The sequence below is a fragment of the Pyxidicoccus sp. M15 genome, assembly GCF_056858435.1.
Window position 1 is genome coordinate 5,187,117 of record NZ_CM166495.1, and the last position, 23,305, is coordinate 5,210,421.

At 67.1% G+C, this 23,305-nt stretch carries 36 protein-coding genes; 33 read left to right on the top strand and 3 right to left on the bottom strand.

The window, feature by feature from the left end:
* Nucleotides 1-128: 128 nt before the first annotated feature.
* From tuf to rplQ, 31 genes are all read left to right on the top strand, one after another.
* A complete protein-coding gene (tuf, locus tag ACX9TP_RS19735; protein ID WP_482980908.1) occupies nt 129-1,319 on the top strand; it encodes an elongation factor Tu in 1,191 nt (396 codons plus the stop codon).
* Between the two features lie 200 nt (nt 1,320-1,519).
* Nucleotides 1,520-1,828: a 30S ribosomal protein S10 gene (gene rpsJ / locus ACX9TP_RS19740; RefSeq protein ID WP_002633608.1), complete on the top strand. Its 309-nt coding sequence runs from the start codon at nt 1,520-1,522 to the stop codon at nt 1,826-1,828.
* Between the two features lie 52 nt (nt 1,829-1,880).
* Nucleotides 1,881-2,504, top strand: coding sequence for a 50S ribosomal protein L4 (gene rplD / locus ACX9TP_RS19745; protein WP_163989328.1), 624 nt, complete (start codon nt 1,881-1,883; stop codon nt 2,502-2,504).
* The gene (locus tag ACX9TP_RS19750; RefSeq protein WP_267854206.1) at nt 2,501-2,794 is read left to right on the top strand and encodes a 50S ribosomal protein L23; all 294 of its coding nucleotides are present in this window, start codon (nt 2,501-2,503) and stop codon (nt 2,792-2,794) included. Before rplD ends, ACX9TP_RS19750 begins: the two co-directional genes overlap by 4 nt.
* A 36-nt stretch (nt 2,795-2,830) precedes the next feature.
* A complete protein-coding gene (gene rplB, locus ACX9TP_RS19755) occupies nt 2,831-3,676 on the top strand; it encodes a 50S ribosomal protein L2 (RefSeq protein WP_482981277.1) in 846 nt (281 codons plus the stop codon).
* 14 nt (nt 3,677-3,690) lie between these two features.
* Nucleotides 3,691-3,978 carry a 30S ribosomal protein S19 gene (rpsS, locus tag ACX9TP_RS19760; protein ID WP_046714300.1) on the top strand — a complete coding sequence of 96 codons (288 nt, stop codon included), beginning with the start codon at nt 3,691-3,693 and terminating at the stop codon, nt 3,976-3,978.
* Nucleotides 3,979-4,013: 35 nt separating this feature from the next.
* The gene (gene rplV, locus ACX9TP_RS19765; protein WP_465838989.1) at nt 4,014-4,361 is read left to right on the top strand and encodes a 50S ribosomal protein L22; all 348 of its coding nucleotides are present in this window, start codon (nt 4,014-4,016) and stop codon (nt 4,359-4,361) included.
* Nucleotides 4,362-4,402: 41 nt separating this feature from the next.
* Nucleotides 4,403-5,065 carry a 30S ribosomal protein S3 gene (rpsC, locus tag ACX9TP_RS19770; RefSeq protein WP_002633602.1) on the top strand — a complete coding sequence of 221 codons (663 nt, stop codon included), beginning with the start codon at nt 4,403-4,405 and terminating at the stop codon, nt 5,063-5,065.
* Nucleotides 5,066-5,131: 66 nt separating this feature from the next.
* Nucleotides 5,132-5,551: a 50S ribosomal protein L16 gene (gene rplP, locus ACX9TP_RS19775; RefSeq protein ID WP_163989320.1), complete on the top strand. Its 420-nt coding sequence runs from the start codon at nt 5,132-5,134 to the stop codon at nt 5,549-5,551.
* A 46-nt stretch (nt 5,552-5,597) separates the two neighbouring features.
* The gene (gene rpmC, locus ACX9TP_RS19780) at nt 5,598-5,816 is read left to right on the top strand and encodes a 50S ribosomal protein L29 (protein ID WP_482981278.1); all 219 of its coding nucleotides are present in this window, start codon (nt 5,598-5,600) and stop codon (nt 5,814-5,816) included.
* Nucleotides 5,817-5,898: 82 nt separating this feature from the next.
* Nucleotides 5,899-6,225, top strand: coding sequence for a 30S ribosomal protein S17 (gene rpsQ, locus ACX9TP_RS19785; protein WP_482981279.1), 327 nt, complete (start codon nt 5,899-5,901; stop codon nt 6,223-6,225).
* Nucleotides 6,226-6,254: 29 nt separating this feature from the next.
* Nucleotides 6,255-6,623 carry a 50S ribosomal protein L14 gene (gene rplN / locus ACX9TP_RS19790; protein ID WP_120210006.1) on the top strand — a complete coding sequence of 123 codons (369 nt, stop codon included), beginning with the start codon at nt 6,255-6,257 and terminating at the stop codon, nt 6,621-6,623.
* A 41-nt stretch (nt 6,624-6,664) separates the two neighbouring features.
* Entirely contained in the window at nt 6,665-7,000 is a 336-nt protein-coding gene (rplX, locus tag ACX9TP_RS19795) for a 50S ribosomal protein L24 (protein WP_482981280.1), read from the top strand.
* A gap of 303 nt (nt 7,001-7,303) precedes the next feature.
* On the top strand, nt 7,304-7,834 hold the full coding sequence (gene rplE, locus ACX9TP_RS19800; protein WP_482982199.1) for a 50S ribosomal protein L5: 531 nt from the start codon (nt 7,304-7,306) through the stop codon (nt 7,832-7,834).
* Between the two features lie 26 nt (nt 7,835-7,860).
* Entirely contained in the window at nt 7,861-8,046 is a 186-nt protein-coding gene (locus tag ACX9TP_RS19805) for a type Z 30S ribosomal protein S14 (RefSeq protein WP_015350175.1), read from the top strand.
* 188 nt (nt 8,047-8,234) lie between these two features.
* Nucleotides 8,235-8,633: a 30S ribosomal protein S8 gene (rpsH, locus tag ACX9TP_RS19810; protein WP_482981281.1), complete on the top strand. Its 399-nt coding sequence runs from the start codon at nt 8,235-8,237 to the stop codon at nt 8,631-8,633.
* Nucleotides 8,634-8,697: 64 nt separating this feature from the next.
* Complete coding sequence (gene rplF / locus ACX9TP_RS19815; protein ID WP_267854202.1) at nt 8,698-9,264, top strand: 50S ribosomal protein L6; 567 nt, start codon at nt 8,698-8,700, stop codon at nt 9,262-9,264.
* Between the two features lie 108 nt (nt 9,265-9,372).
* Nucleotides 9,373-9,729, top strand: coding sequence for a 50S ribosomal protein L18 (rplR, locus tag ACX9TP_RS19820; RefSeq protein ID WP_482981282.1), 357 nt, complete (start codon nt 9,373-9,375; stop codon nt 9,727-9,729).
* 22 nt (nt 9,730-9,751) lie between these two features.
* The gene (gene rpsE / locus ACX9TP_RS19825; RefSeq protein ID WP_163989304.1) at nt 9,752-10,273 is read left to right on the top strand and encodes a 30S ribosomal protein S5; all 522 of its coding nucleotides are present in this window, start codon (nt 9,752-9,754) and stop codon (nt 10,271-10,273) included.
* Between the two features lie 2 nt (nt 10,274-10,275).
* Nucleotides 10,276-10,545 (top strand): 50S ribosomal protein L30, encoded by a 270-nt coding sequence (rpmD, locus tag ACX9TP_RS19830; protein ID WP_482981283.1) that lies wholly within the window; start codon nt 10,276-10,278, stop codon nt 10,543-10,545.
* A 22-nt stretch (nt 10,546-10,567) separates the two neighbouring features.
* A complete protein-coding gene (gene rplO / locus ACX9TP_RS19835; RefSeq protein ID WP_482981284.1) occupies nt 10,568-11,095 on the top strand; it encodes a 50S ribosomal protein L15 in 528 nt (175 codons plus the stop codon).
* Between the two features lie 134 nt (nt 11,096-11,229).
* Complete coding sequence (secY, locus tag ACX9TP_RS19840; protein ID WP_482981285.1) at nt 11,230-12,576, top strand: preprotein translocase subunit SecY; 1,347 nt, start codon at nt 11,230-11,232, stop codon at nt 12,574-12,576.
* A 162-nt stretch (nt 12,577-12,738) separates the two neighbouring features.
* The gene (locus tag ACX9TP_RS19845) at nt 12,739-13,386 is read left to right on the top strand and encodes an adenylate kinase (protein ID WP_482981286.1); all 648 of its coding nucleotides are present in this window, start codon (nt 12,739-12,741) and stop codon (nt 13,384-13,386) included.
* A gap of 94 nt (nt 13,387-13,480) precedes the next feature.
* Nucleotides 13,481-14,239, top strand: a complete 759-nt coding sequence (gene map / locus ACX9TP_RS19850; RefSeq protein ID WP_482981287.1) for a type I methionyl aminopeptidase — start codon at nt 13,481-13,483, stop codon at nt 14,237-14,239.
* A gap of 190 nt (nt 14,240-14,429) precedes the next feature.
* Complete coding sequence (gene infA, locus ACX9TP_RS19855) at nt 14,430-14,609, top strand: translation initiation factor IF-1 (protein WP_013375891.1); 180 nt, start codon at nt 14,430-14,432, stop codon at nt 14,607-14,609.
* A gap of 73 nt (nt 14,610-14,682) precedes the next feature.
* Nucleotides 14,683-14,799: a 50S ribosomal protein L36 gene (gene rpmJ / locus ACX9TP_RS19860; RefSeq protein ID WP_002633586.1), complete on the top strand. Its 117-nt coding sequence runs from the start codon at nt 14,683-14,685 to the stop codon at nt 14,797-14,799.
* A gap of 54 nt (nt 14,800-14,853) precedes the next feature.
* Nucleotides 14,854-15,237 carry a 30S ribosomal protein S13 gene (gene rpsM / locus ACX9TP_RS19865; RefSeq protein WP_163989292.1) on the top strand — a complete coding sequence of 128 codons (384 nt, stop codon included), beginning with the start codon at nt 14,854-14,856 and terminating at the stop codon, nt 15,235-15,237.
* 60 nt (nt 15,238-15,297) lie between these two features.
* Nucleotides 15,298-15,741, top strand: coding sequence for a 30S ribosomal protein S11 (gene rpsK, locus ACX9TP_RS19870; RefSeq protein WP_267854196.1), 444 nt, complete (start codon nt 15,298-15,300; stop codon nt 15,739-15,741).
* Nucleotides 15,742-15,813: 72 nt separating this feature from the next.
* Entirely contained in the window at nt 15,814-16,440 is a 627-nt protein-coding gene (gene rpsD, locus ACX9TP_RS19875) for a 30S ribosomal protein S4 (RefSeq protein ID WP_163989288.1), read from the top strand.
* 159 nt (nt 16,441-16,599) lie between these two features.
* Nucleotides 16,600-17,622 (top strand): DNA-directed RNA polymerase subunit alpha, encoded by a 1,023-nt coding sequence (locus tag ACX9TP_RS19880; RefSeq protein WP_482981288.1) that lies wholly within the window; start codon nt 16,600-16,602, stop codon nt 17,620-17,622.
* A gap of 185 nt (nt 17,623-17,807) precedes the next feature.
* Nucleotides 17,808-18,233, top strand: a complete 426-nt coding sequence (rplQ, locus tag ACX9TP_RS19885) for a 50S ribosomal protein L17 (protein ID WP_482981289.1) — start codon at nt 17,808-17,810, stop codon at nt 18,231-18,233.
* A 114-nt stretch (nt 18,234-18,347) separates the two neighbouring features.
* Here rplQ and ACX9TP_RS19890 read toward each other — a convergent pair whose 3' ends face one another.
* The 3 genes from ACX9TP_RS19890 to ACX9TP_RS19900 form a co-directional block, all read right to left on the bottom strand.
* Nucleotides 18,348-18,902, bottom strand: a complete 555-nt coding sequence (locus tag ACX9TP_RS19890; protein ID WP_482981290.1) for a hypothetical protein — start codon at nt 18,900-18,902, stop codon at nt 18,348-18,350.
* Nucleotides 18,903-19,035: 133 nt separating this feature from the next.
* A complete protein-coding gene (locus ACX9TP_RS19895; protein WP_482981291.1) occupies nt 19,036-20,418 on the bottom strand; it encodes a tetratricopeptide repeat protein in 1,383 nt (460 codons plus the stop codon).
* Between the two features lie 12 nt (nt 20,419-20,430).
* Entirely contained in the window at nt 20,431-21,225 is a 795-nt protein-coding gene (locus ACX9TP_RS19900) for a lysophospholipid acyltransferase family protein (RefSeq protein ID WP_482981292.1), read from the bottom strand.
* A gap of 235 nt (nt 21,226-21,460) precedes the next feature.
* Here ACX9TP_RS19900 and ACX9TP_RS19905 point away from each other — a divergent pair, with 235 nt between their 5' ends.
* Nucleotides 21,461-22,075, top strand: coding sequence for a deoxynucleoside kinase (locus ACX9TP_RS19905; RefSeq protein ID WP_482981293.1), 615 nt, complete (start codon nt 21,461-21,463; stop codon nt 22,073-22,075).
* The gene (locus ACX9TP_RS19910) at nt 22,075-23,247 is read left to right on the top strand and encodes a DUF2314 domain-containing protein (protein WP_482981294.1); all 1,173 of its coding nucleotides are present in this window, start codon (nt 22,075-22,077) and stop codon (nt 23,245-23,247) included. Before ACX9TP_RS19905 ends, ACX9TP_RS19910 begins: the two co-directional genes overlap by 1 nt.
* Nucleotides 23,248-23,305 lie beyond the last annotated feature (58 nt).

Consider the following 23,305-nt stretch of genomic DNA (forward strand, 5'->3'; position numbering starts at 1 on the left):
GCTTGCCGGCCGATTTCAGTTGACGTTGCGGCACGTTTGGAGCAGGACGCAGCACCTTCGCAGTTGTTTTCCGAGATTGAGACGCGCGCCGGGTCTGCTGCTGACCGGCAACCCCGCGAGGAGAGGTCATGGCCAAGGAGAAGTTCGAGCGTAACAAGCCCCACGTGAACATCGGCACGATCGGACACGTGGACCACGGCAAGACGTCGCTGACGGCCGCCATCACCAAGGTGCTGGCGAAGACGGGCGGCGCCACGTTCATGGCGTACGACCAGATCGACAAGGCGCCGGAGGAGCGTGAGCGCGGTATCACCATCTCCACCGCGCACGTGGAGTACCAGACGAAGAACCGGCACTACGCCCACGTCGACTGCCCGGGCCACGCCGACTACGTCAAGAACATGATTACCGGCGCGGCGCAGATGGACGGCGCCATCCTGGTGGTCTCCGCGGCCGACGGCCCGATGCCCCAGACGCGTGAGCACATCCTCCTGGCCCGCCAGGTCGGCGTGCCCTACATCGTCGTCTTCCTGAACAAGGTGGACATGCTGGACGACCCCGAGCTGCGCGAGCTCGTGGAGATGGAGGTCCGGGACCTGCTCAAGAAGTACGAGTTCCCCGGCGACACCATCCCCATCGTCCCCGGCTCGGCCCTCAAGGCGCTCGAGGGTGACACCAGCGACATCGGCGAGCCGGCCATCCTGAAGCTGATGGAGGCGGTGGACAGCTACATCCCCACCCCGCAGCGCGCCACCGACAAGCCCTTCCTGATGCCGGTGGAAGACGTCTTCTCCATCGCCGGCCGTGGCACGGTGGCCACCGGCCGCGTCGAGCGCGGCAAGATCAAGGTCGGCGAGGAAGTCGAAGTCGTCGGTCTGCGTCCGACGCAGAAGACCGTCGTGACGGGCGTGGAGATGTTCCGCAAGCTGCTCGACGAGGGCATGGCGGGCGACAACATCGGCGCGCTGGTGCGTGGTCTGAAGCGTGAGGACCTGGAGCGCGGCCAGGTGCTGGCCAAGCCGGGCAGCATCACCCCGCACACCAAGTTCAAGGCGCAGATCTACGTGCTCTCGAAGGAAGAGGGTGGCCGTCACACCCCGTTCTTCAAGGGCTACCGTCCCCAGTTCTACTTCCGCACCACGGACGTGACGGGCACGGTGAAGCTGCCGGACAACGTGGAAATGGTGATGCCGGGCGACAACATCGCCATCGAGGTGGAGCTCATCACCCCGGTCGCCATGGAGAAGGAGCTCCGGTTCGCCGTCCGTGAGGGTGGTCGTACCGTGGGCGCCGGCGTCGTGGCCGAAATCATCGAGTAGAAGCCCTCCACCGGCTCCCTGAGACCCCCTGGGTGGGGAATTTTCAGGGAGCCGGAGGAAATCCAGTTGCATACCCCCGGCGCGGGATGGTAATCACCGCGCCCCTTCGTTCCGAAGAAACGGCTCTGTGAAATCCAGGGGACGTAAGTCGTAACGCCGCCCGAGGCACAGGCAGGGCTCGTTCTAAGAGGTTCTTGCGAATGGCGACACAGAAGATCCGCATCCGGTTGAAGGCGTACGACTCGAAGCTCCTGGACCAGAGTGCCGGGGAGATCGTCGAGACGGCCAAGCGCACGGGCGCGAAGGTAGCCGGTCCGATCCCCCTGCCGACGCGCATCAACAAGTTCACCGTGCTGCGGTCCCCGCACGTGGACAAGAAGAGCCGCGAGCAGTTCGAGATCCGCACGCACAAGCGCCTGCTCGACATCCTCGAGCCCACGCAGCAGACGTTGGATGCGCTCATGAAGCTGGATCTGTCGGCCGGCGTTGACGTCGAGATCAAGTCCTAGGAAGCGGGTGGGCGTTCGAGTGGTTTCACTCCGACCCCGCGAGGAAAGTGCCATGGCGAAGTTTGACGTTGTCGACCTGGATTTGAAGAAGGTGTCGGAGATCGAGCTCTCCGACGACGTGTTTGGCGCCGAGCCGAACACCCACCTCTTTTACGAGGTGGCGAAGATGCAGCAGATCAACCGGCGTCGCGGCACGGTGGGGGTGAAGAACACCTCGCTGGTCAGCGGCGGCGGCAAGAAGCCCTGGAAGCAGAAGGGCACCGGCCGCGCCCGTCAGGGCTCCATCCGCGCTTCCCACTGGGTGGGCGGCGGCAAGGCGATGGCTCCCAAGGCGCGCGACTACTTCTACCGCCCGCCCCGCAAGGTGCGCCGCGGCGCCCTGAAGTCTGCTCTGTCCCTGCGGGCCCGCGAGAAGACGCTCATCATCCTGAGCGGCTTCTCCCTGGACGCGCCGAAGAGCAAGCAGGCCTTCGAGGTCCTCACCAAGCGCCTGAAGCTGCAGAACGCGCTGGTGATTGACGACAAGGGCAACACCAACCTGCACCGCAGCGTGCGCAACCTGGCGAAGTTCGACGTGCTGCCTCCCGAGGGTCTCAACCTCGAGGCCGTCCTGCGGCACTCGCACATCGTCCTCACCTCCGCGGCCGCGAAGACCCTCGAGGGGGCGCTGTCATGAATCTCAACGACGTCATCAAGGGCCCGCTCATCACCGAGAAGCTGGACAAGGCCCGCGAGAAGTTCCGTCAGTACTCGTTCATCGTCGACCGCAAGGCCACCAAGCACGACGTGGCCCGCGCGGTGGAGACGCTGTTCAAGGTCACCGTCGAGGGCGTTCGCACCAACGTCGTCCGCGGCAAGGTCAAGCGGGTGGGCCGGAGCATCGGCAAGCGGCCCAACTTCAAGAAGGCGGTCGTCACCCTGAAGCAGGGCGACTCGATCGAGCTCTTCGAGGGAGGGGCGGCCTGACGCTACGGCGTCGAGCCTGCCTGCGAGGAACACACCATGGGCATCAAGAAGTACAAGCCGACTAGCGCCGCCCGCCGTCTGATGACGGTGTCCGACTTCGCGGACATCACCAAGGACTCGCCGGAGAAGAGCCTCACCGCGCCCCTCAAGCGCTCCGGTGGCCGCAACGTCCACGGGCACATCACCCGTCGTCACCAGGGCGGTGGCCACAAGCGCCGTTACCGCATCATCGACTTCAAGCGTCGCGACAAGGACGGCGTGCCGGCCAAGGTCGCCGCGGTGGAGTACGATCCGAACCGCACCGCCAACATCGCGCTGCTGCACTACGCGGACGGCGAGAAGCGCTACATCCTCGCTCCGGTGGGTCTGAGCGTGGGTGACACGGTGTTCGCCGGCGAGACGGCGGACATCCGTCCGGGCAACAGCCTCCCGCTGCAGAACATCCCGGTGGGTACCGTCATCCACAACGTGGAGCTGAAGCCGGGCCGTGGCGCCCAGGTCATCCGCTCCGCCGGGACGTCCGGCCAGCTGATGGCGAAGGAGGACCGCTACGCGCAGGTCCGCATGCCTTCCGGCACCGTCCGCAAGGTCCTCATCGAGTGCCGCGCCACCGTGGGCCAGGTGGGCAACATCGAGCACGAGATCATCCGCATCGGCAAGGCGGGCAAGAGCCGCTGGCTGGGCATCCGTCCCACCGTCCGCGGTCTGGCGATGAACCCCGTCGACCACCCGCACGGCGGTGGTGAGGGTAAGTCCGGTCAGGGTAACCCGCATCCGGTGTCTCCGTGGGGCAAGAAGACCAAGGGCCTCACCACGCGCACCAACAAGCGCACTGACAAGTTCATCGTGAGCGGCCGCCGCCAGGGCGCGCGCAGCCAGTAAGAGGATCGCAAGTCATGGCTCGTTCGATCAAGAAGGGTCCGTTCGTCGACGATTTCCTCGTGAAGAAGATCGAGGACATGATCAAGACGAACAAGAAGACCGTCGTAAAGACGTGGTCGCGCCGCTCCACGATTCTGCCGGAGTTCGTCGGCCACACCTTCGCGGTGCACAACGGGAAGAAGTTCATCCCGGTGTTCGTCACGGAGAACATGGTGGGCCACAAGCTCGGCGAGTTCGCCCCGACGCGTACGTTCGGCGGTCACTCGGCGGAGAAGAAGGTCGCCAAGGCCCCGGGCAAGTAGCCTGGCGCATTGCCTGAGAGCCTGAGGAGAAGACCATGGAGTCGACTGCACATCTGCGTTTCCTGCGCATGAGCCCCCGCAAGATTTCCACCGTTGCGGCGCTCGTCCGGGGCAAGCCTGTCGAGGCGGCCCTCAACATCCTGAAGTTCACCAAGCGCGCTGCGGCCAAGCCGGTGGAGACGCTCATCAAGAGCGCCGTGGCCAACGCGACGGACAAGTCCAAGGGGCAGGTCGACGTGGATACGCTCTACGTGAAGACCATCTCCGTGGACCAGGGTCCCACCCAGCGCCGGTTCATGCCGCGCGCCATGGGCCGGGCCACCCCGATCAAGAAGAAGACGGCCCACGTTCACGTGGTGCTGGCCGAGGCGAAGAAGAAGTAGGACCCGTCGGGCCCCGCCCGGAACGTTCAAGGAGATTCACGTTGGGACAGAAAGTTCATCCGATCGGGTTCCGGCTCGGCGTCATCAAGACCTGGGACTCCAAGTGGTTCGAGCACAAGAACTACGCTCAGTGGCTCCATGAGGACATCCGCATCCGCGAGTTCGTGAAGAAGTCGCTGAACCACGCGGGCGTGTCCAAGGTGGAGATCGAGCGCGCCGCCAACAAGGTGAAGGTCAACGTCCACACCGCGCGCCCGGGCATCGTCATCGGCAAGCGCGGCGCGGGCATCGAGACGGTGAAGAAGGACCTCCAGCAGTTCACGAAGAACGAGGTCTTCCTCAACATCGTCGAGGTCCGCAAGGCGGAGACCGACGCCCAGCTCGTGGCGGAGAACATCGCCACGCAGCTCGAGCGCCGCATCGCGTTCCGCCGCGCCATGAAGAAGGCCCTGCAGACGGCGATGAAGTTCGGCGCCAAGGGCATCCGCGTGGCCTGCTCGGGCCGCCTCGGTGGCGCGGAGATGGCGCGCTACGAGTGGTACCGCGAGGGCCGCGTGCCCCTGCACACCCTGCGTGCGGACATCGACTACGGCTTCGCCGAGGCCAAGACGACCTACGGCAAGATCGGCTGCAAGGTCTGGGTCTGCAAGGGCGAGGTCCTCCCCGGCAAGGGTGGCCAGGCCCCCATGCCCTCCAACCGGTAATCAGCCCACCCGCGCCGGACGTGCCCGTGAGGGCCGTCCGGAACAGGGCGGCCAAGGACAGCGACGATGCTTCAGCCTGCTCGTACCAAGTACCGCAAGATGCACAAGGGCCGCACCCCGGGCGCTGCGCACCGTGGTAGCGACATGACCTACGGTGAGTACGGCCTCGTGAGCCTCCAGCCGGGGTGGATCACCTCCCGGCAGATCGAGGCGGCCCGTATCGCGATGACCCGCCACGTGAAGCGCGGCGGCAAGATCTGGATCCGTATCTTCCCGGACAAGCCCATCACCAAGAAGCCCGCTGAGACCCGTATGGGTACCGGCAAGGGTGGCGTGGAGTACTACGTCGCGGTGGTGAAGCCCGGCCGTATCCTCTACGAGATGGAGGGTATGACGCGCGAGGTGGCCACCGGGGCGCTGAAGCTGGCGCAGGCCAAGCTGCCGGTGCTCACGAAGATCGTGACCCGTGCGGACCTGAGCCTCTAGGCATACAGCGGCGGGGGTCGGCCTTCCGGTCGGCTCCCGCTCGCATGTGGAGACTGCAATGGCGACTGCAAAGGAACTGAAGGAACTGTCCGCGGAGGACCTGCAGCGGCGCGCGACCGAGTTGCGCGAGACGCTGTTCCAGGACCAGCTGAAGCGGCGCACGGGCTCGCTGGACAGCCCGTCCGAGCGCACCCAGCACCGCCGCGACCTGGCCCGCGTGCTGACCGTCATGACCCAGAAGGTCAAGGCGGCCAAGCAGGGCTGAGAAGTCAAACCTCCAAGCGCGCTCGTGTGGTAGGAGCGCGCGCGGCCATCCGGGCCCTGAAGGCCCGGGTGCATGAGAGACAGTGAGACCGAAGATGGCTGAAGCGACCGAGACGCCCGCTCCCGAGACCTCCTCCCGCGGCCGTCCCAAGACGCGCGTGGGTATCGTCACCTCCAACAAGATGCAGAAGACGGTGGTCGTCACCGTCCAGCGTCGGGCTCCCCACCCGAAGTACGGGAAGATCATGAGCCTGCGCGAGAAGTACAAGGCGCACGTGGAGGACCACGACTACCCCAAGAAGATCACCATCAACGAGGGTGATCGGGTCCGGATCGCCGAGACCAAGCCCGCGTCGAAGGACAAGCGCTGGCGCGTGGTCGAGGTGCTGGAGAAGAGCAAGAACGTCTAGCACGCACCCGGCGACAAGGAGACTTCCAGATGATTCAGATGACCAGCGTGCTCGACGTTGCCGACAACTCGGGCGCGAAGAAGGTGTTTTGCATCAAGGTGCTCGGCGGCTCGAAGCGCAAGTACGCGTCCATCGGCGATGTCATCGTCGTGTCCATCCGCGAGGCGCTGCCCAACTCGAAGGTGAAGAAGGGTGACGTGGCCAAGGCCGTCATCGTTCGCACCAAGCGCGAGGTGGGTCGGGCCGACGGCAGCTACATCAAGTTCGATGGCAACTCCGCCGTCCTCATCAACAAGGACATGGAGCCCATTGGTACGCGCATCTTCGGGCCGGTGGCCCGTGAGCTCCGCGCCCGCAAGTTCATGAAGATCATCTCGCTGGCGCCCGAAGTCCTCTAAGGACAGCAGGCCGGACGGCGAGCAGCCAGAGAGAGGAAGCCATGCAGAAGCTCAAGGTGGGAGACACGGTCCAGGTCATGGCCGGGGCCGAGGCCTCCGAGAAGACCCCGGCGACCAAGCGCGGCAAGGTCCTGAAGATCGATCGCGACGCCGAGCGCGTCACGGTCGAGGGCCTGCGCCTGGTGAAGCGGCACATGAAGAAGACGCCGCAGAGCCCCGAGGGCGGCATCGTCGAGAAGCCCGGCACCATCGCCCTGGCGAACGTCCAGGTGGTGTGCGCCAAGTGCGACAAGCCGACGCGAGTCGGCTTCCGCACCGAGGGTGAGGACGGGAAGAAGAAGCGGTTCTGCAAGAACTGCGACGCCCTGATTGACTAGGTAGCCGCGTTGGTGCATGTATGCGCGCCCTTCGCCCTCCCGGGTGGGAGGGACGGTGGGCGTGCAGGCATGGAGGGCCCGTGGAGCATCAGGGGCCCTCGCGGTGTTTCCAGGTTCCATACGAAGGACTGATCGGACGCGCTGGGTCCACGACGGCGCTCCGAAGCAGAGGACAGGACGATGGCTGACGAGAAGAAGCCCGAGCAGAAGGAAAAGAAGGCGAAGCGGGGCAAGAAGGAAGAAGCCAAGAAGGTTGGCTTCGCGGCGAACATCGAGGAAGGCCTCGAGTCCAAGCCGGCCCGCATGAAGGTCCGCTTCTTCAAGGAGGGCGTGCCCGCCCTGATGAAGGAGCTGAACCTCAAGAACCCGATGCAGGTTCCCCGCCTCGAGAAGATCGTCGTCAACATGGGTCTGGGCGAGGCGCTCGCCAACAACAAGATCCTGGAGTCGGCGGTGGACCAGCTCGCGGCGATCACCGGCCAGAAGCCGATCGTCACGCGCGCCCGCAAGTCCATCGCGAACTTCAAGCTGCGTCAGGGCCAGGCCATTGGTGCCGCCGTGACGCTGCGTGGCGAGCGGATGTACGAGTTCATGGACCGCCTCATCACCGTGGCGCTGCCGCGCGTGCGTGACTTCAAGGGCGTGTCCCCCAAGGCTTTCGACGGGAATGGCAACTACACGCTCGGTGTCCGCGAGCAGATCATCTTCCCCGAAATCAACTACGACCAGATCGAGAAGGTGAAGGGGCTCAACATCAGCTTCGTCACCACGGCCGCGAACGACGAGCAGGGGCTGGCGCTGATGCGTCACTTCGGCATGCCGTTCCGTCAGTAGCCCTCGAGCCAAGGACCCGAAGACACATGGCCAAGCTCTCCAAGATTGCCCAGGCAAAGCGCAAGCCGAAGTTCGCCGTGCGCCAGTACAACCGCTGCCCGCTGTGCGGCCGGCCCCGTGCGTTCCTGCGCAAGTTCAAGATGTGCCGTATCTGCCTGCGCAACCGCGCGCTGCGCGGTGAAATCACCGGCGTCACCAAGTCGTCCTGGTAGCCGGAAGGGCAGGGCGCCTGGCGGGCCCGTGAGGGCTTGATAGGCGCCCTGGACGTGCTCCGGAAGGAGCGCGCCCTCGTAGCTCCGCTGTAGGAAGTGGCAGTCGTCGCGAACCCCCGGGATGGGCCCGGCAGGCGCGGCGGTTGCGAACGCGGTGTCCTGAATGGCACCGCCTCGGAAGGTTTTCCATGCCGGTCAATGATCCCGTCGGCGACATGCTGACCCGCCTGCGCAACGCCTCGCGCGCGCGGCACGACAAGGTCGTCATCCCCCACTCGAAGCTCAAGCTCGAGATCATCAAGGTCCTCAAGGACGAGGGCTACATCGGTGAGTACACCGTTCACGAGCTCAAGCCGCAGAACGAGATCACCGTCCAGATGAAGTACGGTCCGGACCGTGCTCCGGCCATCACCGGCATCCGCCGCGTGTCCAAGCCGGGTCTGCGCCGCTACGTGAATTCGCGTGAGATTCCGCAGGTGCTGGGTGGCCTGGGTATCTCCGTCCTTTCCACCTCGCGCGGCATCATGGTGGACACCGAGGCTCGCAAGCAGAAGGTCGGCGGCGAGCTGCTCTGCACCGTCTACTAGCCAGCAGCCCAGGAGTGGCGCCCCGCGAGGGAGCGCCCCCCGGGCACACAGGACCGAGGCAACCATGAGTCGGATTGGAAAACTGGCAATCAAGCTCGGCGACAAGACGAAGGCCACCGTCGCCGGCCAGCAGGTGAACTTCGAGGGCCCCAAGGGCAAGCTGTCCGTGAAGCTGCCCGCCCGGGTCAAGGTGGAGGTCAAGGACGGCCAGGTGACGGTGCAGCGCGAGGACGACTCTCGCGAGGCCCGCAGCCTGCACGGCCTGACGCGCACCATCCTCGCCAACGCCGCCAAGGGCGTGTCCACGGGCTTCGAGAAGAAGCTGGACATCCGCGGCGTCGGTTTCCGCGCCGAGGTGAAGGGCAAGGCCATCCACTTCGCGCTGGGCTACTCGCACCCGGTGGTGTTCAACCTGCCAGAGGGCGTGACGGCCGAGGTCGACAAGGCGTCGCGCACCGAGGACAGCCTCCCCACCGTGGGCCTGACGCTGCGCTCCGCGGACAAGGAAGTGCTGGGGGCCACGGCGGTGAACATCCGCTCGCTGCGCCCGCCCGAGCCCTACAAGGGCAAGGGCATCAAGTACTCCGAGGAGCGCATCCGCCGCAAGGAGGGCAAGACCGGAACGACCTAGTCGTCCCGTCTGTCCTGAGTGTTCCAAACTCCGCCGGGCCCACCGGGCCTGGCGGCATCATCCGGCGGCGGAAGGCCGCATCGCCACCGGACGGAAAAGGAAGCAGCCATGGCATCGAAGATCGAACAGCGCCTCAAGAGGAAGAACCGCATCCGCAAGAAGCTGTCGGGCACGACAGAGCGGCCGCGGCTCACCGTCTACAAGAGCCTCAAGCACATCTACGCCCAGGTGGTGGACGACACCACGGGCCGCACCCTCGCGTTTGCTTCGTCGCTGTCCAAGGACCTGAAGGGTCAGGACGAGGGCGACAAGAAGGCGGACGCGAAGCGAGTCGGCGCCCTGATTGCGCAGAAGTGCAAGGCCGCCAACGTCGAGGCGGTGGTGTTCGACCGCAACGGCTTCCCCTATCACGGGCGCATCGCCGCCGTGGCCGACGCCGCGCGCGAGGCCGGGCTGAAGTTCTAAGAATTCGAAAGGAATCCCCCAAGTGGCAACTCCGATCAATCCGAACGATCTGGACCTCACCGACCGCGTGGTGAACATCAACCGCGTGGCCAAGGTCGTGAAGGGCGGCCGTCGTTTCTCGTTCGCCGCCCTCGTGGTGGTGGGGGACGGCGCCGGACACGTGGGCGTCGGCCTGGGCAAGGCCAACGAGGTCCCCGAGGCCATCCGCAAGGGTGGCGAGAACGCGAAGAAGAACCTGTTCCGGGTTCCGCTGATGGGCCACACCATCCCGCACGAGGTGCTCGGGCACTTCGGCGCCGGCTGGGTGCTCCTGAAGCCGGCCAGCCAGGGTACGGGCGTCATCGCCGGCGGCGCGGTTCGCGCGGTGCTGGAGGCCGCGGGCATCCGCAACATCCTGACCAAGAGCCAGGGCTCGCGGAACCCGCACAACGTGCTGAAGGCCACGGTGGCCGGCCTGAAGATGCTGCGCAGCGCGGAGCAGGTGTCCCGCCTGCGTGGCAAGGACGTCGAGGCGACGAAGCTCGCCGGCGAGCAGAGGACCTAAACATGGCGCTCAAGGTCAAGCTGGTGAAGAGCTTTTCGGGGTCGTCCGGCGAGATGCTGGACACCATCCGTGGACTGGGCCTGAAGAAGTTCGGCGAGGAGCGCATCCTGAAGGACACCCCGTCCGTTCGCGGCATGGTGTTCAAGGTGAAGCACCTGGTCAGCCTGGAGACTGTCTCCGGTGAGGCCCCGGCCCCCAAGCGTCGCAAGCCGCGCAAGGTCGCTCTGAAGGAGCGCGCCCGCGCGTATCAGGCCAAGCAGGGCAAGGCCTGAGAGTCACGAGAGGATTGAGACGATGAGCACTCTGCACGATCTGAAGCGTCCGTCGCGCTCGTGGCACCGCAAGAAGCGCGTGGGCCGCGGCCAGGGTAGCGGTCTGGGCAAGACGGCCGGCCGCGGTGGCAAGGGCCAGAAGGCCCGCTCCGGCAACATGCGGTTCGAGGGCTTCGAGGGTGGCCAGAGCCCCCTGCAGCGCCGCCTGCCGAAGTTCGGCTTCACCTCGCCCAACCGCACCATCTACGCGGTGGTGAACCTGGCGGACGTCGAGCAGCACTTCGACGCCGGCGCCACGGTGGACGAGGCCTCGCTGAAGAAGGCGGGCCTGGTCAAGGGCCGCTACCACGGCGTGAAGCTGCTGGCCCAGGGCGGGCTGACCAAGAAGGTCACCGTCAAGGTCCACAAGGCCTCCGAGGCGGCGAAGTCCGCCGTCCAGCAGGCGGGCGGCGCCGTCGAGGAGCTGCCGCTGATGGCCCACAAGCCGGAAGCGGCCGCCAAGGCGCACGCCGGCAAGGGCGTCAAGGCGCCCCGGCAGCCCAAGGCCTGAGCGTGTCCGGCGCGCATCACTTGTCGGTGGTGCGCGCCTTTTCGCTTGTGTAGGCTTCTGCGCCCCTTTCCCGCTCGCGGAACAGGGGCGTTTTGTCGTCCTGGCAGAACCCTCACGAAGAGGATGGCTACCCCGTGGCTTTCAACGCCTTCGCCAACGTCTTCCGTATCGCGGAGCTGCGCAGCCGGCTCGCGTATACGCTCGTGCTGCTCGCCGTCTATCGCATCGGCATCTTCATCAACACGCCGGGCGTGGACCGTGCAGCGATGAACGCGTTCATGGAGGCCCAGAAGCAGTCGGGTGGCCTCGTGTCGCTGTTCAACCTCTTCTCCGGCGGCGCGCTGGAGCAGATGTCCATCTTCGGTCTGGGCATCATGCCGTACGTCAGCGCCTCCATCATCATGCAGCTGCTGGCTGTGGTGGTGCCCAGCCTCGAGCGGCTCCAGAAGGAGGGCGCCGGCGGGCGCCAGAAGATCAATCAGTACACCCGCTACGGCACCATCGTCCTGTCCGTCATCCAGGGCATCGGCATCTCGCGGTGGCTGGCGTCGCTCGGTCGTTCCGACGGCGGGCAGAGCGGCTTCAACCAGGTCGTCGTCCCGGACGACAGCGCCTGGTTCACGTTCATGACGGTCATCAGCCTGACGGCGGGCACGGCCTTCATCATGTGGCTGGGTGAGCGCATCACCGAGCGCGGCATCGGCAACGGCATCTCGCTCATCATCTTCGCCGGCATCGTGGCGGGCCTGGTCCCTGGCGGAAAGACGCTGCTGGACCTGACGCGCCAGGAGGTCATCGCGGTGGCCGAGGTGCTGGGGCTGCTGGTCTTCATGCTCCTCATCATAGGCATCGTGGTCTACGTCGAGCGCGGCATGCGGCGCATCCCCATCCAGTACGCCAAACGGATGGCGGGGCGGCGGATGTTCGCGGGCCAGGCCACGTACTTCCCGATGAAGGTGAACACCTCCGGCGTGATTCCGCCCATCTTCGCCGGCGCGGTGCTGTCCTTCCCGGCCACGCTGGGCACCTGGTTCCCGTTCCTCCAGGACTTCCAGCGCGCCATCGAGGGCAACCCGTGGATCTACAACGGGCTGTTCGTCCTCATGGTCATCTTCTTCGCGTACTTCTACACGGCGCTGACGTTCCGGCCGGATGACGTCGCGGACAACATCAAGAAGCAGGGCGGCTACATCCCCGGCATCCGTCCGGGCCGTCAGACGGCGGAGTTCATCGAGCGCGTGCTCAACCGGCTCACCTTCGGTGGCGCCATCTACCTGGCCGTCATCTGCGTGATTCCGTCCGTCATCAGCGGCCTGCTGGGGGTGCAGTTCACCTTCGGCGGCACGGCGCTGCTCATCGTCGTGGGCGTGGCGCTGGACACGGTGCAGCAGATCGAGGGCCACCTCATCAGTCGCAATTACGAAGGCTTCGCGGGTCCCCGCGGTCCGCGCATCCGCGGCCGGGTGCGCGCGGCGGCCTGAGTCTCAGGGCGTACGTTCCGGGCGCCTCTCCCCGTCGCGGGGAGGGGCGCCTCGTCGTTCCAGGGTAATGTCGTTCAGGGGTATTCGGTGGTGCACACGGGGGGCCCTCGGAGGTTTGTGGCCGACGACTTCCGTGCCTTCCTTCGGACTTGAGAGGAGCACATGAACCTGATCCTGTTGGGGCCGCCGAACGCGGGGAAGGGAACCCAGGCGAAGAAGCTGTATGGGGACTTCCACATCCCGCAGATCTCCACCGGTGACATCCTCCGCAAGGCGGTGGCGGATGGGACGGAGCTGGGGAAGGTCGCGGGGCCGCTGATGGCCGCGGGGCAGTACGTGCCCGATGACGTCGTCATCGGCATCGTCGAGGAGCGCCTGAAGCAGTCGGACGTGGCCACCGGCTTCGTGCTGGATGGCTTTCCGCGCACGCCGGGGCAGGCGGAGGCGCTGGACCGGATGCTGGCGCGGCTGGGCAAACAGCTCGACGCCGTCATCTCGCTCGAGGTGCCGCACGCCAAGCTGGTGGAGCGGGGCTCCGGCCGGCGCGTGTGCCCCAATGACGGCAGCGTCTACCACGTCTACCAGAGCCCTCCGAAGCGGGCGGGCTACTGCGACAAGTGCAATACGGGCCTCGTGCAGCGCCCGGACGACATGCCGGACGTGATTGAAAAGCGCCTGCAGAAGTACGACGCGGAGACGGCCCCGCTGAAGGCCTTCTACGCGAAGAAGGGCGTCCTCAAGAGCGTGGACGGCGTGGGCTCGCCGGAAGGCATCTACGAGGAAATCAAGGCCGCCGCCGGCAAGGGCTGAGCGGAGGCCGGGCGGGCGGGGAGGGGGCTCTTGCGGCGCTTCTCCTCGCTGCCCACCCGTTCCCAGGAGGCCCCGCCGGGCCCGGGACACATGCATGAGCCAGGTCGGCATCAAGAGCCCGGAGGAGATTGCCCTCATGCGCCAGGCGGGGCGCATCGTGTGCGAGGTCCTGGACGCGCTCGAGAAGGCCGTGGCGCCCGGCGTCACCACGTGGGAGCTGGACGCCCTGGCCGCGGAGCTCACCGCCCGGAAGGGGGCCAGGCCGGCGTTCAAGGGGTACCTCGGCTTCCCGTGTGTGCTGTGCGCCTCCATCAACGAGGAGGTGGTCCACGGCATCCCCAGCAGGGCGCGGAAGCTGGTGGAGGGCGACTTGATGAAGCTCGACTTCGGGGTGGTGTACCGGGGCTTCTTCGGGGACTCGGCGCGGACGGTGCCCGTGGGGAGGGTGAGCCCGGAGGCGCGGGCCCTGGTGGACGCCACCCGGGAGTCGCTCCACAAGGCCATCCAGGCGATGCGGCCGGGCAACCATCTGGGCGATATCGGCCATGCGGTGCAGCGTCATGTGGAGGCGCGGGGCTACTCGGTGGCGCGGGGCTTCACGGGGCACGGAATCGGGCGCAAGCTGCATGAGTACCCGCAGGTTCCGAATCACGGCCAGGCGGGTGGGGGCATGAAGCTCCGGGCGGGGATGGTCCTGGCGGTCGAGCCCATGGTCAACCAGGGCACCGACGAGGTGGAGATCCTGGAAGACGAGTGGACGGCCGTCACGGCCGACGGAAAGCTGTCTGCGCACTTCGAGCACACGGTCCTCATCACGGACCACGGCCCCGAGGTGCTCACCCGGAGCGGTTGAGGTCGCTCCGACTGCGGGTGAAATACCCAGGTGTTATGGGGGGTTGGTAGGAATCCGAGTTTTGCTGCGCGCGGCGCTTGCCACTTGCGGACCAAAGTGCTATCCCGCCGCGCTTCCAAGAGGTTCGTGGTCCGGGAAGAGAGTCTGACGCTTGCCGAAGGATGATTCCATCGAAGTCGAGGGGACCGTAATGGAGCCCCTCCCGAACGCGATGTTCCGCGTGGTGCTGGACAACGGCCACAAGGTGCTCGCGCACATTTCGGGCAAGATGAGGATGCACTTCATCCGCATCCTCCCGGGTGACAAGGTGAAGGTCGAGCTGTCTCCGTACGACCTGACGCGCGGTCGGATCACGTACCGGGCGAAGTAGAAGGGCCCTGCCCGCCGGGAATGGCGGGCGGCCCGCTGGGCTTTTCTTTAGCTGAGGAAGGAAGTTCGCTCCCATGAAGGTACGGGCGTCCGTCAAGAAGATCTGCGACAAGTGCAAGGTCGTTCGTCGCAAGGGTATCGTGCGTGTCATCTGCGCTTCGAACCCCCGTCACAAGCAGCGCCAGGGCTAACGGCCAGACGGCCGTTGGCTTCAGACCAACTCCACCCACGAAGGAATACCGAAGATGGCTCGTATCGCCGGCATCGATCTGCCGCCCAACAAGCGTGCAGTGATCTCGCTCCAGTACATCTACGGGATCGGCAACAAGTCCGCGCAAGACATCATCGAGGCGGCGGGCATCGATCCCACCACCCGGACCAAGGACCTCACCGAGGAGCAGGCCCGTAAGATCCGCGAGATCATCGAGGCCAGCTACAAGGTGGAGGGTGACCTGCGTCGCGAGGTCACCATGAACATCAAGCGCCTGATGGACCTGGGCTGCTACCGGGGTCTCCGTCACCGCAAGGGCCTGCCCGTTCGCGGCCAGCGCACCCACACCAACGCGCGTACCCGCAAGGGTCCGAAGCGCGGCATCGTCCGGGCCAAGCCGGCCGCTCCGGCTCGCTAACCCTCCGCGTGGGCTCTCCAGGGAGCCCACGTCGATCACCTTTCAGGAGCAGCAACGCACATGGCTGACGAGACCAATACTTCGGCTGCGGCGCCCGCGGGCGCCGAGGGTGCCGAGGCCCCTGCCGCGAAGAAGGCCAAGCGCAAGGGCAAGAAGAACATCCTCAATGGCGTGGTCCACATCCAGTCCACGTTCAACAACACCATCATCACGATCACGGACGTGTCCGGGAACGTGATCTCCTGGTCCTCGGCCGGGGCGCGTGGCTTCAAGGGAAGCCGCAAGTCCACGCCGTTCGCCGCCCAGGTGGCCGCCGGCGATGCCGCGGCGAAGGCGATGGAGCACGGCCTGAAGAACGTGTCCGTGTTCGTGAAGGGCCCGGGCGCGGGCCGCGAGTCGGCGCTGCGCGCGCTGGCCGCCGCCGGCCTGAAGATCAACCTCATCCGCGACGTGACGCCCATCCCGCACAACGGGTGCCGTCAGCCCAAGCGCCGCCGCGTCTAAACCCTTCGTCCGGGCCGCCTTCTCGCCTTGCCGGCGTGGGGGCGGCTCCAGAACACCTTCAAGGACCTCTCAATGGCTCGTTACACCGCCAGCGCCTGCCGCATCTGCCGGCGCGAAAACCTCAAGATGTACCTCAAGGGCGACCGTTGCTACACGGACAAGTGCGCCATCGAGCGCCGCCCCTATCCCCCCGGCCAGCACGGCCAGGGCCGCGTGAAGTTCTCCGGCTACGGCGTGCAGCTGCGCGAGAAGCAGAAGGTCAAGCGCATGTACGGCCTGCTGGAGAACCAGTTCCGCGGCTACTACCACCGCGCGTCCGCCGCCAAGGGCAAGACGGGTGAGAACCTCCTGCAGCAGCTGGAGCTCCGCCTGGACAACGTGGTGTTCCGCATGGGCTTCGCGGACACCCGCGCCGAGGCCCGCCAGCTGGTGCGCCACGGCCACTTCCAGGTGAATGGCCGCAAGGTCAACATCCCGTCCTTCTCGGTCAAGCCGGGCAGCGCGGTGGAGGTGGTGGAGAAGAGCCGCAAGGTGCTCCGCATCTCCGAGGCGCTGGAGACGGTGGACCGCCGTGGCGTTCCGCAGTGGATCTCCCTGGACAAGAAGGCGTTCAAGGGCACCGTGTCGACCGCGCCGAACCGCGAGGACCTGACCATGCCCATCCAGGAGCAGCTCATCGTCGAGCTCTACTCGAAGTAAGCCGCTGCTGGACGTTGCAGTCTGGGCGCCCTGGCCGATACATGAGGCCGGGGCGTCGTGCTTTATCGCAGGTGCTTCAACGCAGTCCCCGCGTGCCCATCCTCCCGCCAGCCCGGTGGGTAAGTCGGTGGTGGCGCACGACACGAGAGGCCGTACACCATGGCAGATACGTTCGTTGCGAAGAACTGGCGTGACCTCATCAAGCCGCGCCGCATGGAGGTGGACCAGGACAGCCTGACGCCCACCTACGGGAAGTTCGTCGCGGAGCCGCTGGAGCGTGGCTTCGGCACGACGCTGGGCAACTCGCTGCGGCGGGTGCTCCTGTCGTCCCTGCAGGGCGCGGCCATCACCTCGGTGAAGATCGAGGGCGTGGACCACGAGTTCACCACCATTCCCGAGGTGGCCGAGGACGTCACGGACGTCGTGCTGAACCTGAAGGAAGTCCTCCTTCGGATGCACACGAACGAGACGAAGACGCTGCGCATCGAGGCGGAGGGTCCCAAGGAGGTCAAGGCCGGTGACATCATCACCGACCCGGACACGGAGATCCTCAACCCGGGCCACCACATCTGCACCATCTCCGAGGGTGGCAAGCTCCGCATGGAGCTGACGTGCCGCCGCGGCCGTGGCTACACGCCGGCCAACGTGAACAAGGTGGCGGGTGCGCCCATCGGCACCATCCCCATCGACTCGCTGTTCTCGCCCATCCGCAAGGTGAACTACCAGGTCACCAACGCGCGCGTCGGTCAGGTCACCGACTTCGACAAGCTGTCGCTCGAGGTGTGGACCGACGGCTCCGTGTCCCCCCAGGACGCGGTGGCGTACGCGGCGAAGATCATGAAGGAGCAGCTCACCGTCTTCGTGAACTTCGACGAGACGGAGGAGCCCGTCATCGCCGAGGCGCCGAAGGAAGAGGCCAAGCTCAACGAGAACCTCTTCCGCTCGGTGGACGAACTGGAGCTGTCGGTTCGCTCGGCCAACTGCCTGCAGCAGGCGAACATCAAGAGCATCGGCGACCTGGTGCAGCGCACCGAGGCCGAGATGCTCAAGACGAAGAACTTCGGCCGCAAGTCCTTGAAGGAGATCAAGGAGATCCTCGCGGAGATGGGCCTGTCGCTGGGCATGAAGCTGGAGAACTGGCCGCCGAAGACGGCGCCGGCGCCCGCGCAGCCGAAGGCGTAGTGTCTTCTCGCAGCACCTCCTCGCGCGCCGCCGGGCACGGCAGTCAGCGGCGCGAGGGGAGGGGAGCCGGGACTTCTTGTTCCGACTCCGAACCGCAGTGGCGGGCCCCGTGCCGGGTCCGCCCTTCCCACCCGGTACCTGATCCGGCCGGAGTGGTTGGGCCCTGAAGGGCCTGGAGCACGACGATGCGTCACAAGGTCGGACAAAGGAAGCTGCACCGCACCACGAGCCACCGGCTCGCGATGCTCAACAACATGGTCACCTCGCTCCTCGAGCACCAGGCGATCCGCACCACGGTCCCCAAGGCGAAGGAAGCCCGGAAGATCGCGGAGCGCATCATCACCCTGGGCAAGAAGGGTGGTCTGTCCAACGTGCGTCTCGCGGCCCGTACGGTGAAGGACCGCGACGTGCTGCAGAAGGTCTTCAGCGAGTACAAGGACCGGTACGCCAGCCGTCCCGGTGGCTACACCCGCCTCATCCGGCTCGGCTTCCGCCGCGGTGACGCCGCGGAGATGGCCCTGCTGGAGCTGGTGGACCGGCCCGCGACGCAGGCCGCTCCCGTCGAGACCGAGGGTGGCGAGGCTGCCGCCGAGGGCTCCAAGGCCGAGTAGTCGCTGACGCTTCCCGTGCCCTTCCGCGAGGAGGGGCCGGGGGCAACACGAGGGCGCTCTTCCCACCCGGGAAGGGCGCCCTTCGTGTTTCAGGACTTCGGGCCTGCGCCAGGGCTACTTCGGGCCGGTGAGGCGCTCCCACTCGTGGCGGAGGTCCTCCGTCAGGTCGGCGCTGTCATCACGGCTGCGCAGCTGCAGCGTCTGGAAGCGCAGGTCCGCGGGCGCGGAGCCGGTGCTGCCCATCAGCTGCTTGGGCGTAATCGTCATGAACTCGCCCGGCGCCACGGACGGCACCGCCGTCTGGTACTGGTTGTTCACGGTGACGACGATGTCCTTCCAGGCCTCGTCGCTCTCGTTCCAGATGGTGAGGGAGGGCCGGTCCAGCTTGTCGCTGAGCACCAGGCGCGCGTCCATGTCACCAGCCTGCACGTCGCTGCCGGGACAGGCGATGGCGAAGCTGGCCACCGACATCAACAGCCAGCCGACGACGATGGAGGCCTTGTACTTGAAGAAGCGGTCCTGCTGACGGAAGTCCGCCAGCATCTCCTTGAGGATGGAGAAGCCGTTGAGGAGGTGGTTGGAGGCCTCGCCCGCGAGGCGCTTGCCCAGGGGGCCTTCCACCTTCTCCTTCTGCAGGGGCGCCGCGCGCTGGGCCGTCATGACCCGCATGCCCGGGTTCGTCGGCGTACGCGGCTGCGTGCCGGGACTGGACGTCGTCCGCGGTGGCTGCGTGCCAGGGGATGAAGGCTTGCGAACGTCGCTCATCGGGACACCGAGTGTAGAGGGCCGGGCCCGCTGGTGGCTACTGCGCCTTGAGCTGTTGAAGCGCCCGGGAGGCCACGGCGTTCTCCGGCTGCGTCTCCAGCACCTTGCTCAGCCAGCGCTCGGCCTCTCCGGCCGCCGTCTTCCGTGCCTCCGGACGCGAGGCCTTCAGCGCCTGCTCGGTGAAGAGCAGCCCCAGCCGCAGGCTGAACTCCATGTTCTCCGGGTCCTTTTCGACCACGCGCCGCAGCTCCCGCTCGGCGGAGGCGTAGTCGCCCTCGAGCTGGTACACGAGCGCCAGCTTGCCTCGCGGCGGCACCGCGTCCGGCTGGAGGGACACGGCCACGGTGAAGGCGTCCCGCGCGGCGCTCAAATCCCGCCGCTCCAGGTGCAAGTCCCCCAGCTGGAACCAGGCCGCGTCCAGCAGCGGGTGAAGCGCCACGGCCTTCTCGAAGGACTCCCGGGCCGCGTCCGGGCGCTGGCGGGCCAGGTAGAGCTCGCCCAGGTAGAGCTGGTTCTTCCCGTCGCGGGGGGCGCGCTCAATCGCCTGCTTGAACTCGTCCACCGCGCGCCCGGCGTCGTCCAGGCGCTGGTAGGCCAGGCCCAGCAGCGCGTGCACCACGGCCAGGTCCGGGTAGTCCTGCAGAATCTCCTCGAAGGCGAGGATGGCGTGCTGGGGCGCGTCCAGGTCCTTCAGGTAGCGCAGGCCCTCCTCCAGCTTCGGCTCGGCCGCCTTGGGGAAGCCGCTGAAGGGGTCGGCGATCTGCTCCATCAGCGCCCGCGCCGTCGTGACTTCGGCGGGCGAGGGCCTGCCGCGCACCACGGCGCCCAGGGCCACCACGGCGCCGGCCGCGTCACCCGTGCGGTGCAGCGCCTTGGCCAGCGGCAGCCGCCACCCGGCGCGCTCCGGGGCCAGCGTGGTGGCCCGGCGCAGGGGCTCCACCGCGGCGGCGTACTGCTCGGACTCCAGCCGCGCGAGGCCGAGGCGGTAGTGGTACTCGGCCGTGTCCGGGGACAGGGCGATGGCGCGCTCGAAGGCGGCCACCGCCGGCGCGCCCGCGTCCCGGGCCCGCGAGAAGAGGGCGAGGCCCAGCATGTACTGGTCCACCGCGCGCTCGCCGGCGGCGAGGCGCCCCTGGAGCTCGGTCACCCACGCGTCCGTGTGGCCCGCCTTCACCTGGGCCTCCGTGAGCGAGCGCGCCACGTCCAGGTCGTCGGGCGCCTGGAGGTGCAGCTCCCGCAGGAGCCCGAGCGCCTTCTCCGGCTGGTTCTCCTCCAGGTACGCGCGGGCCCTCGCCCGCGTGTCCAGGGGACGGCCGCCGGAGGTGGACGCCGCGGTGTGCGTGCAGCCGGTGGCCAGCCCCAGGCCGAGCACGGCGACGCGGAGCCAGGGGCGCGACAGGAACGGACGGGTCGTCTTCACGGTGGGGACATCTCAGGTCGAGGAGGTGACGCGCGCTCGCGCGGTGCTGACGCCCTCGACGCCCGCGGCGGCGACGGCGTCGTCCACGTCACCGCCCAGGCCGCCGAGCGACAGGCTGTCGGCGATGATGACCTCGCGCACGGCGCGGGCAAGGCCCTCGCGGTCATCCTCCGCGAAGCCGTTGGTGTCGATGGGCTTGCCAATCTTCACGCGGACCGGCCCGGGGGTGATGTTCCAGGTGGACTTGGGCATCAGCTTCCCGGAGCCCTCGATGGTGACGGGGACGACGGGGACGCGGGACTTCAGGGCGAGGGCGAAGGGGCCCTTCTTGAAGGGGAGGACGCGGTTGTCCGTGGAGCGGGTGCCTTCCGGGTAGAGGAAGATGCTCACCCCGCCGCGAATCTTCGCCGCCGCGGCGTCCAGCGAGGCGATGGCCTTGGAGCGGTTGGAGCGGTTGACGAAGACGTGGCCGGCGAGCGCCAGGTACCAGCCGATGAACGGCACCCACTTGAGCTGGCTCTTGGCCACGTAGCGGAAGGGCACCGGCACCGCCATGAAGTGCGCGGGGATGTCGATGGTGGACTGGTGGTTGGCCACGTAGATGGTGGGCCGCTTCGGGTCCACGTTCTCCTGGCCGAGCACCTCCAGCTTCGCGCCGCCCGCCCACAGCAGCACCGGCGACCAGAGCCTGCGGGCCACCCAGACCGAGTTGGCGGGATTCAACGTCACCACCATGGCCAGGATGGCCAGGGGGAAGCAGACCGCCGACCAGACCACGGCCACGAACATGCAGAAGATCTTGCGCATCCCTCAGGCCCCCTCCGCGGGGCCGACGCGGCGGGTCGGCGGGTCGCCGGGGCCGCGGACACGCTCCACCCACGCCGCTTCCCCGGGCACCAGGCGGCCGGACCCACCCTGGAGGGTGGCGGCACCGGTGACGCGGTGGGCAGGAGGCAGGCGGAGCATGCACTTCTTCTACCACGTCCAACCTACACGTTGTTTCTGGTGCGCGCCGCTCGCCGGGGTTACAAGCAAGGGTGGCGTGGCCAGGAAAAAGTTCATCGCCATCGCGGGCAACATCGGGGCCGGGAAGACGGAGCTCACGTCATTCCTCTGCCGGAAGTACGGCCTCACTCCGTCTTTCGAGCCCAACGACCAGAACCCGTATCTGGCCGACTTCTACAAGGACATGAAGACGTGGGCGTTCCGCTCGCAGCTCTTCTTCCTGACGCACAAGTTCCGCCTGCACCGGGAGCTCGAGCGCACGCCCGGCACCGTGCTCCAGGACCGGACCCTCTACGAGGACGCGGAGATATTCGCCAAGAACCTCCACCGGCAGCGGCTCATCGACAAGCGTGACTGGAAGACGTACTGCGAGCTGTACGAGACGATTTCCGAGTCGCTGAGGCCTCCGGACCTCATGATCTACCTGCGCTGCCCCGTGCAGACGCTGCGCGAGCGCATCCGCCTGCGCGGGCGCGCCATGGAGAAGGACATCCCCACCCGCTACCTGCAGCGCCTCAATGCCCTGTACGAGGAGTGGTTCGAGAACTACCGGCTGTCGCCCGTGCTCGTGCTGGCCACGGACAAGCTCGACTACCTGACCAACCTGGTGGACCGCGTGGACCTCTTCCGACAGATTGAGAAGCACCTGTGATGGAGGTCTACCTCCTCGCCATCGAACAGGATGGACCGGCGCCGCTTGACGCGCTGCGTGCTTCGTTCGCGACGGACGACGTGGAGTTCACCCCGGACGAGGATGGCCAGGGCTTCGCGCTGAAGGCGGACAGCTCGGAGGTGAAGGTCCGGCTGACGGTGGGGGCGGAGCACCTGCCGCGCTTCAGCAAGGGCGTCTTCAGCGGCAGCCCGGAGGCCTTCGAGCGGCTGGGGCGCTCCAAGGCCTTCTACCGGCTGGCCGTGGAGCCGGGCGGGCCGCAGCCCACGCTGCCCGTCTTCGAGGCGCTGTGGGCCGTGCGCACGCTGCTGGAGCACGTGCAGGGCGTGCTGGTGGACGTCACCGCCTTCAAGCTCCACGAGCCTGACGACGTGGTGGAAATCACCGAGCTGGACTTCGACATCCGGGACCACGTGCACCTGCACGCCGTGGAGGCCACCGAGGGCGACACGCCCCTCTGGGTCCACTCGCACGGCATGGAGAAGTTCGGCGCGCGAGACCTGGAGATCTTCCACCTCTCGGAGGGGGATTTGCTGGCGGCGGAGAGCTTCCTCCACGAGCTGTGCACGGACCTGGCCTTCGGGCAGGGGCCGGCGCTGCGCTCACAGGTGGGCACCAGTGAGGGGCAGACGTTCATGCTCGTGCCCTCGGAGGAGGCCCGCACCAACCTGCTGGGCGTGCCGCTGGACACGTTCGAGGGCCATGAGGGGCTGTTCCTCTCCGTGGTGTCGCCCCTGGGCCGGCACAACACGTCCCAGTTGCTGGCGCCGTACCGCGAGCGCTTCGAGAAGGAGCCCGAGGAGCAGACGCAGGCCATGCGCCGCGAGGCGCAGGTGCTGCTGCCCTCGTTCCTGGCGCGCTTCCAGCGCAAGGGGCTGATGGAGCCGCTCACCTTCCTGGTGCGCGCCCCCTTCGACACCCACCCGGACGGCGGCACCGTGGTGGAGAACCTCTGGCTGGAGGTCATGGCCCGGGACGAGGGGAGCGTCGTGGGGAAGCTGATTGATGGCGCGGTGCACACCACGGAGTGGCGCAAGGGCGCCCACGTGGAGGTGGATGAGACCCAGGTGAACGCGCTGGCCATCACCCGGGAGGGGCGGACGCTGGACGAGCGGGAGATTCGTGCCCTCTTGAACGCCGAGCGGCCCATGTAGTTCGTGCGGCGGGGGCAGGGAGCGCTTGCCCGGCTCCGGCGGAACGCTACGCTCCGCG

Excerpts from the sequence above, each read along its gene's own strand:
- tuf (WP_482980908.1), top strand. The coding sequence starts at position 129 with ATGGCCAAGGAGAAGTTCGAGCGTAACAAGCCCCACGTGAACATCGGC.
- rpsJ (WP_002633608.1), top strand. The coding sequence starts at position 1,520 with ATGGCGACACAGAAGATCCGCATCCGGTTGAAGGCGTACGACTCGAAG.
- rplD (WP_163989328.1), top strand. The coding sequence starts at position 1,881 with ATGGCGAAGTTTGACGTTGTCGACCTGGATTTGAAGAAGGTGTCGGAG.
- ACX9TP_RS19750 (WP_267854206.1), top strand. The coding sequence starts at position 2,501 with ATGAATCTCAACGACGTCATCAAGGGCCCGCTCATCACCGAGAAGCTG.
- rplB (WP_482981277.1), top strand. The coding sequence starts at position 2,831 with ATGGGCATCAAGAAGTACAAGCCGACTAGCGCCGCCCGCCGTCTGATG.
- rpsS (WP_046714300.1), top strand. The coding sequence starts at position 3,691 with ATGGCTCGTTCGATCAAGAAGGGTCCGTTCGTCGACGATTTCCTCGTG.
- rplV (WP_465838989.1), top strand. The coding sequence starts at position 4,014 with ATGGAGTCGACTGCACATCTGCGTTTCCTGCGCATGAGCCCCCGCAAG.
- rplP (WP_163989320.1), top strand. The coding sequence starts at position 5,132 with ATGCTTCAGCCTGCTCGTACCAAGTACCGCAAGATGCACAAGGGCCGC.
- rplN (WP_120210006.1), top strand. The coding sequence starts at position 6,255 with ATGATTCAGATGACCAGCGTGCTCGACGTTGCCGACAACTCGGGCGCG.
- rplX (WP_482981280.1), top strand. The coding sequence starts at position 6,665 with ATGCAGAAGCTCAAGGTGGGAGACACGGTCCAGGTCATGGCCGGGGCC.
- rplE (WP_482982199.1), top strand. The coding sequence starts at position 7,304 with ATGAAGGTCCGCTTCTTCAAGGAGGGCGTGCCCGCCCTGATGAAGGAG.
- ACX9TP_RS19805 (WP_015350175.1), top strand. The coding sequence starts at position 7,861 with ATGGCCAAGCTCTCCAAGATTGCCCAGGCAAAGCGCAAGCCGAAGTTC.
- rpsH (WP_482981281.1), top strand. The coding sequence starts at position 8,235 with ATGCCGGTCAATGATCCCGTCGGCGACATGCTGACCCGCCTGCGCAAC.
- rplF (WP_267854202.1), top strand. The coding sequence starts at position 8,698 with ATGAGTCGGATTGGAAAACTGGCAATCAAGCTCGGCGACAAGACGAAG.
- rplR (WP_482981282.1), top strand. The coding sequence starts at position 9,373 with ATGGCATCGAAGATCGAACAGCGCCTCAAGAGGAAGAACCGCATCCGC.
- rpmD (WP_482981283.1), top strand. The coding sequence starts at position 10,276 with ATGGCGCTCAAGGTCAAGCTGGTGAAGAGCTTTTCGGGGTCGTCCGGC.
- rplO (WP_482981284.1), top strand. The coding sequence starts at position 10,568 with ATGAGCACTCTGCACGATCTGAAGCGTCCGTCGCGCTCGTGGCACCGC.
- ACX9TP_RS19845 (WP_482981286.1), top strand. The coding sequence starts at position 12,739 with ATGAACCTGATCCTGTTGGGGCCGCCGAACGCGGGGAAGGGAACCCAG.
- map (WP_482981287.1), top strand. The coding sequence starts at position 13,481 with ATGAGCCAGGTCGGCATCAAGAGCCCGGAGGAGATTGCCCTCATGCGC.
- infA (WP_013375891.1), top strand. The coding sequence starts at position 14,430 with ATGGAGCCCCTCCCGAACGCGATGTTCCGCGTGGTGCTGGACAACGGC.
- rpmJ (WP_002633586.1), top strand. The coding sequence starts at position 14,683 with ATGAAGGTACGGGCGTCCGTCAAGAAGATCTGCGACAAGTGCAAGGTC.
- rpsM (WP_163989292.1), top strand. The coding sequence starts at position 14,854 with ATGGCTCGTATCGCCGGCATCGATCTGCCGCCCAACAAGCGTGCAGTG.
- rpsK (WP_267854196.1), top strand. The coding sequence starts at position 15,298 with ATGGCTGACGAGACCAATACTTCGGCTGCGGCGCCCGCGGGCGCCGAG.
- rpsD (WP_163989288.1), top strand. The coding sequence starts at position 15,814 with ATGGCTCGTTACACCGCCAGCGCCTGCCGCATCTGCCGGCGCGAAAAC.
- ACX9TP_RS19880 (WP_482981288.1), top strand. The coding sequence starts at position 16,600 with ATGGCAGATACGTTCGTTGCGAAGAACTGGCGTGACCTCATCAAGCCG.
- rplQ (WP_482981289.1), top strand. The coding sequence starts at position 17,808 with ATGCGTCACAAGGTCGGACAAAGGAAGCTGCACCGCACCACGAGCCAC.
- ACX9TP_RS19890 (WP_482981290.1), bottom strand. The coding sequence starts at position 18,902 with ATGCGGGTCATGACGGCCCAGCGCGCGGCGCCCCTGCAGAAGGAGAAG.
- ACX9TP_RS19900 (WP_482981292.1), bottom strand. The coding sequence starts at position 21,225 with ATGCGCAAGATCTTCTGCATGTTCGTGGCCGTGGTCTGGTCGGCGGTC.
- ACX9TP_RS19910 (WP_482981294.1), top strand. The coding sequence starts at position 22,075 with ATGGAGGTCTACCTCCTCGCCATCGAACAGGATGGACCGGCGCCGCTT.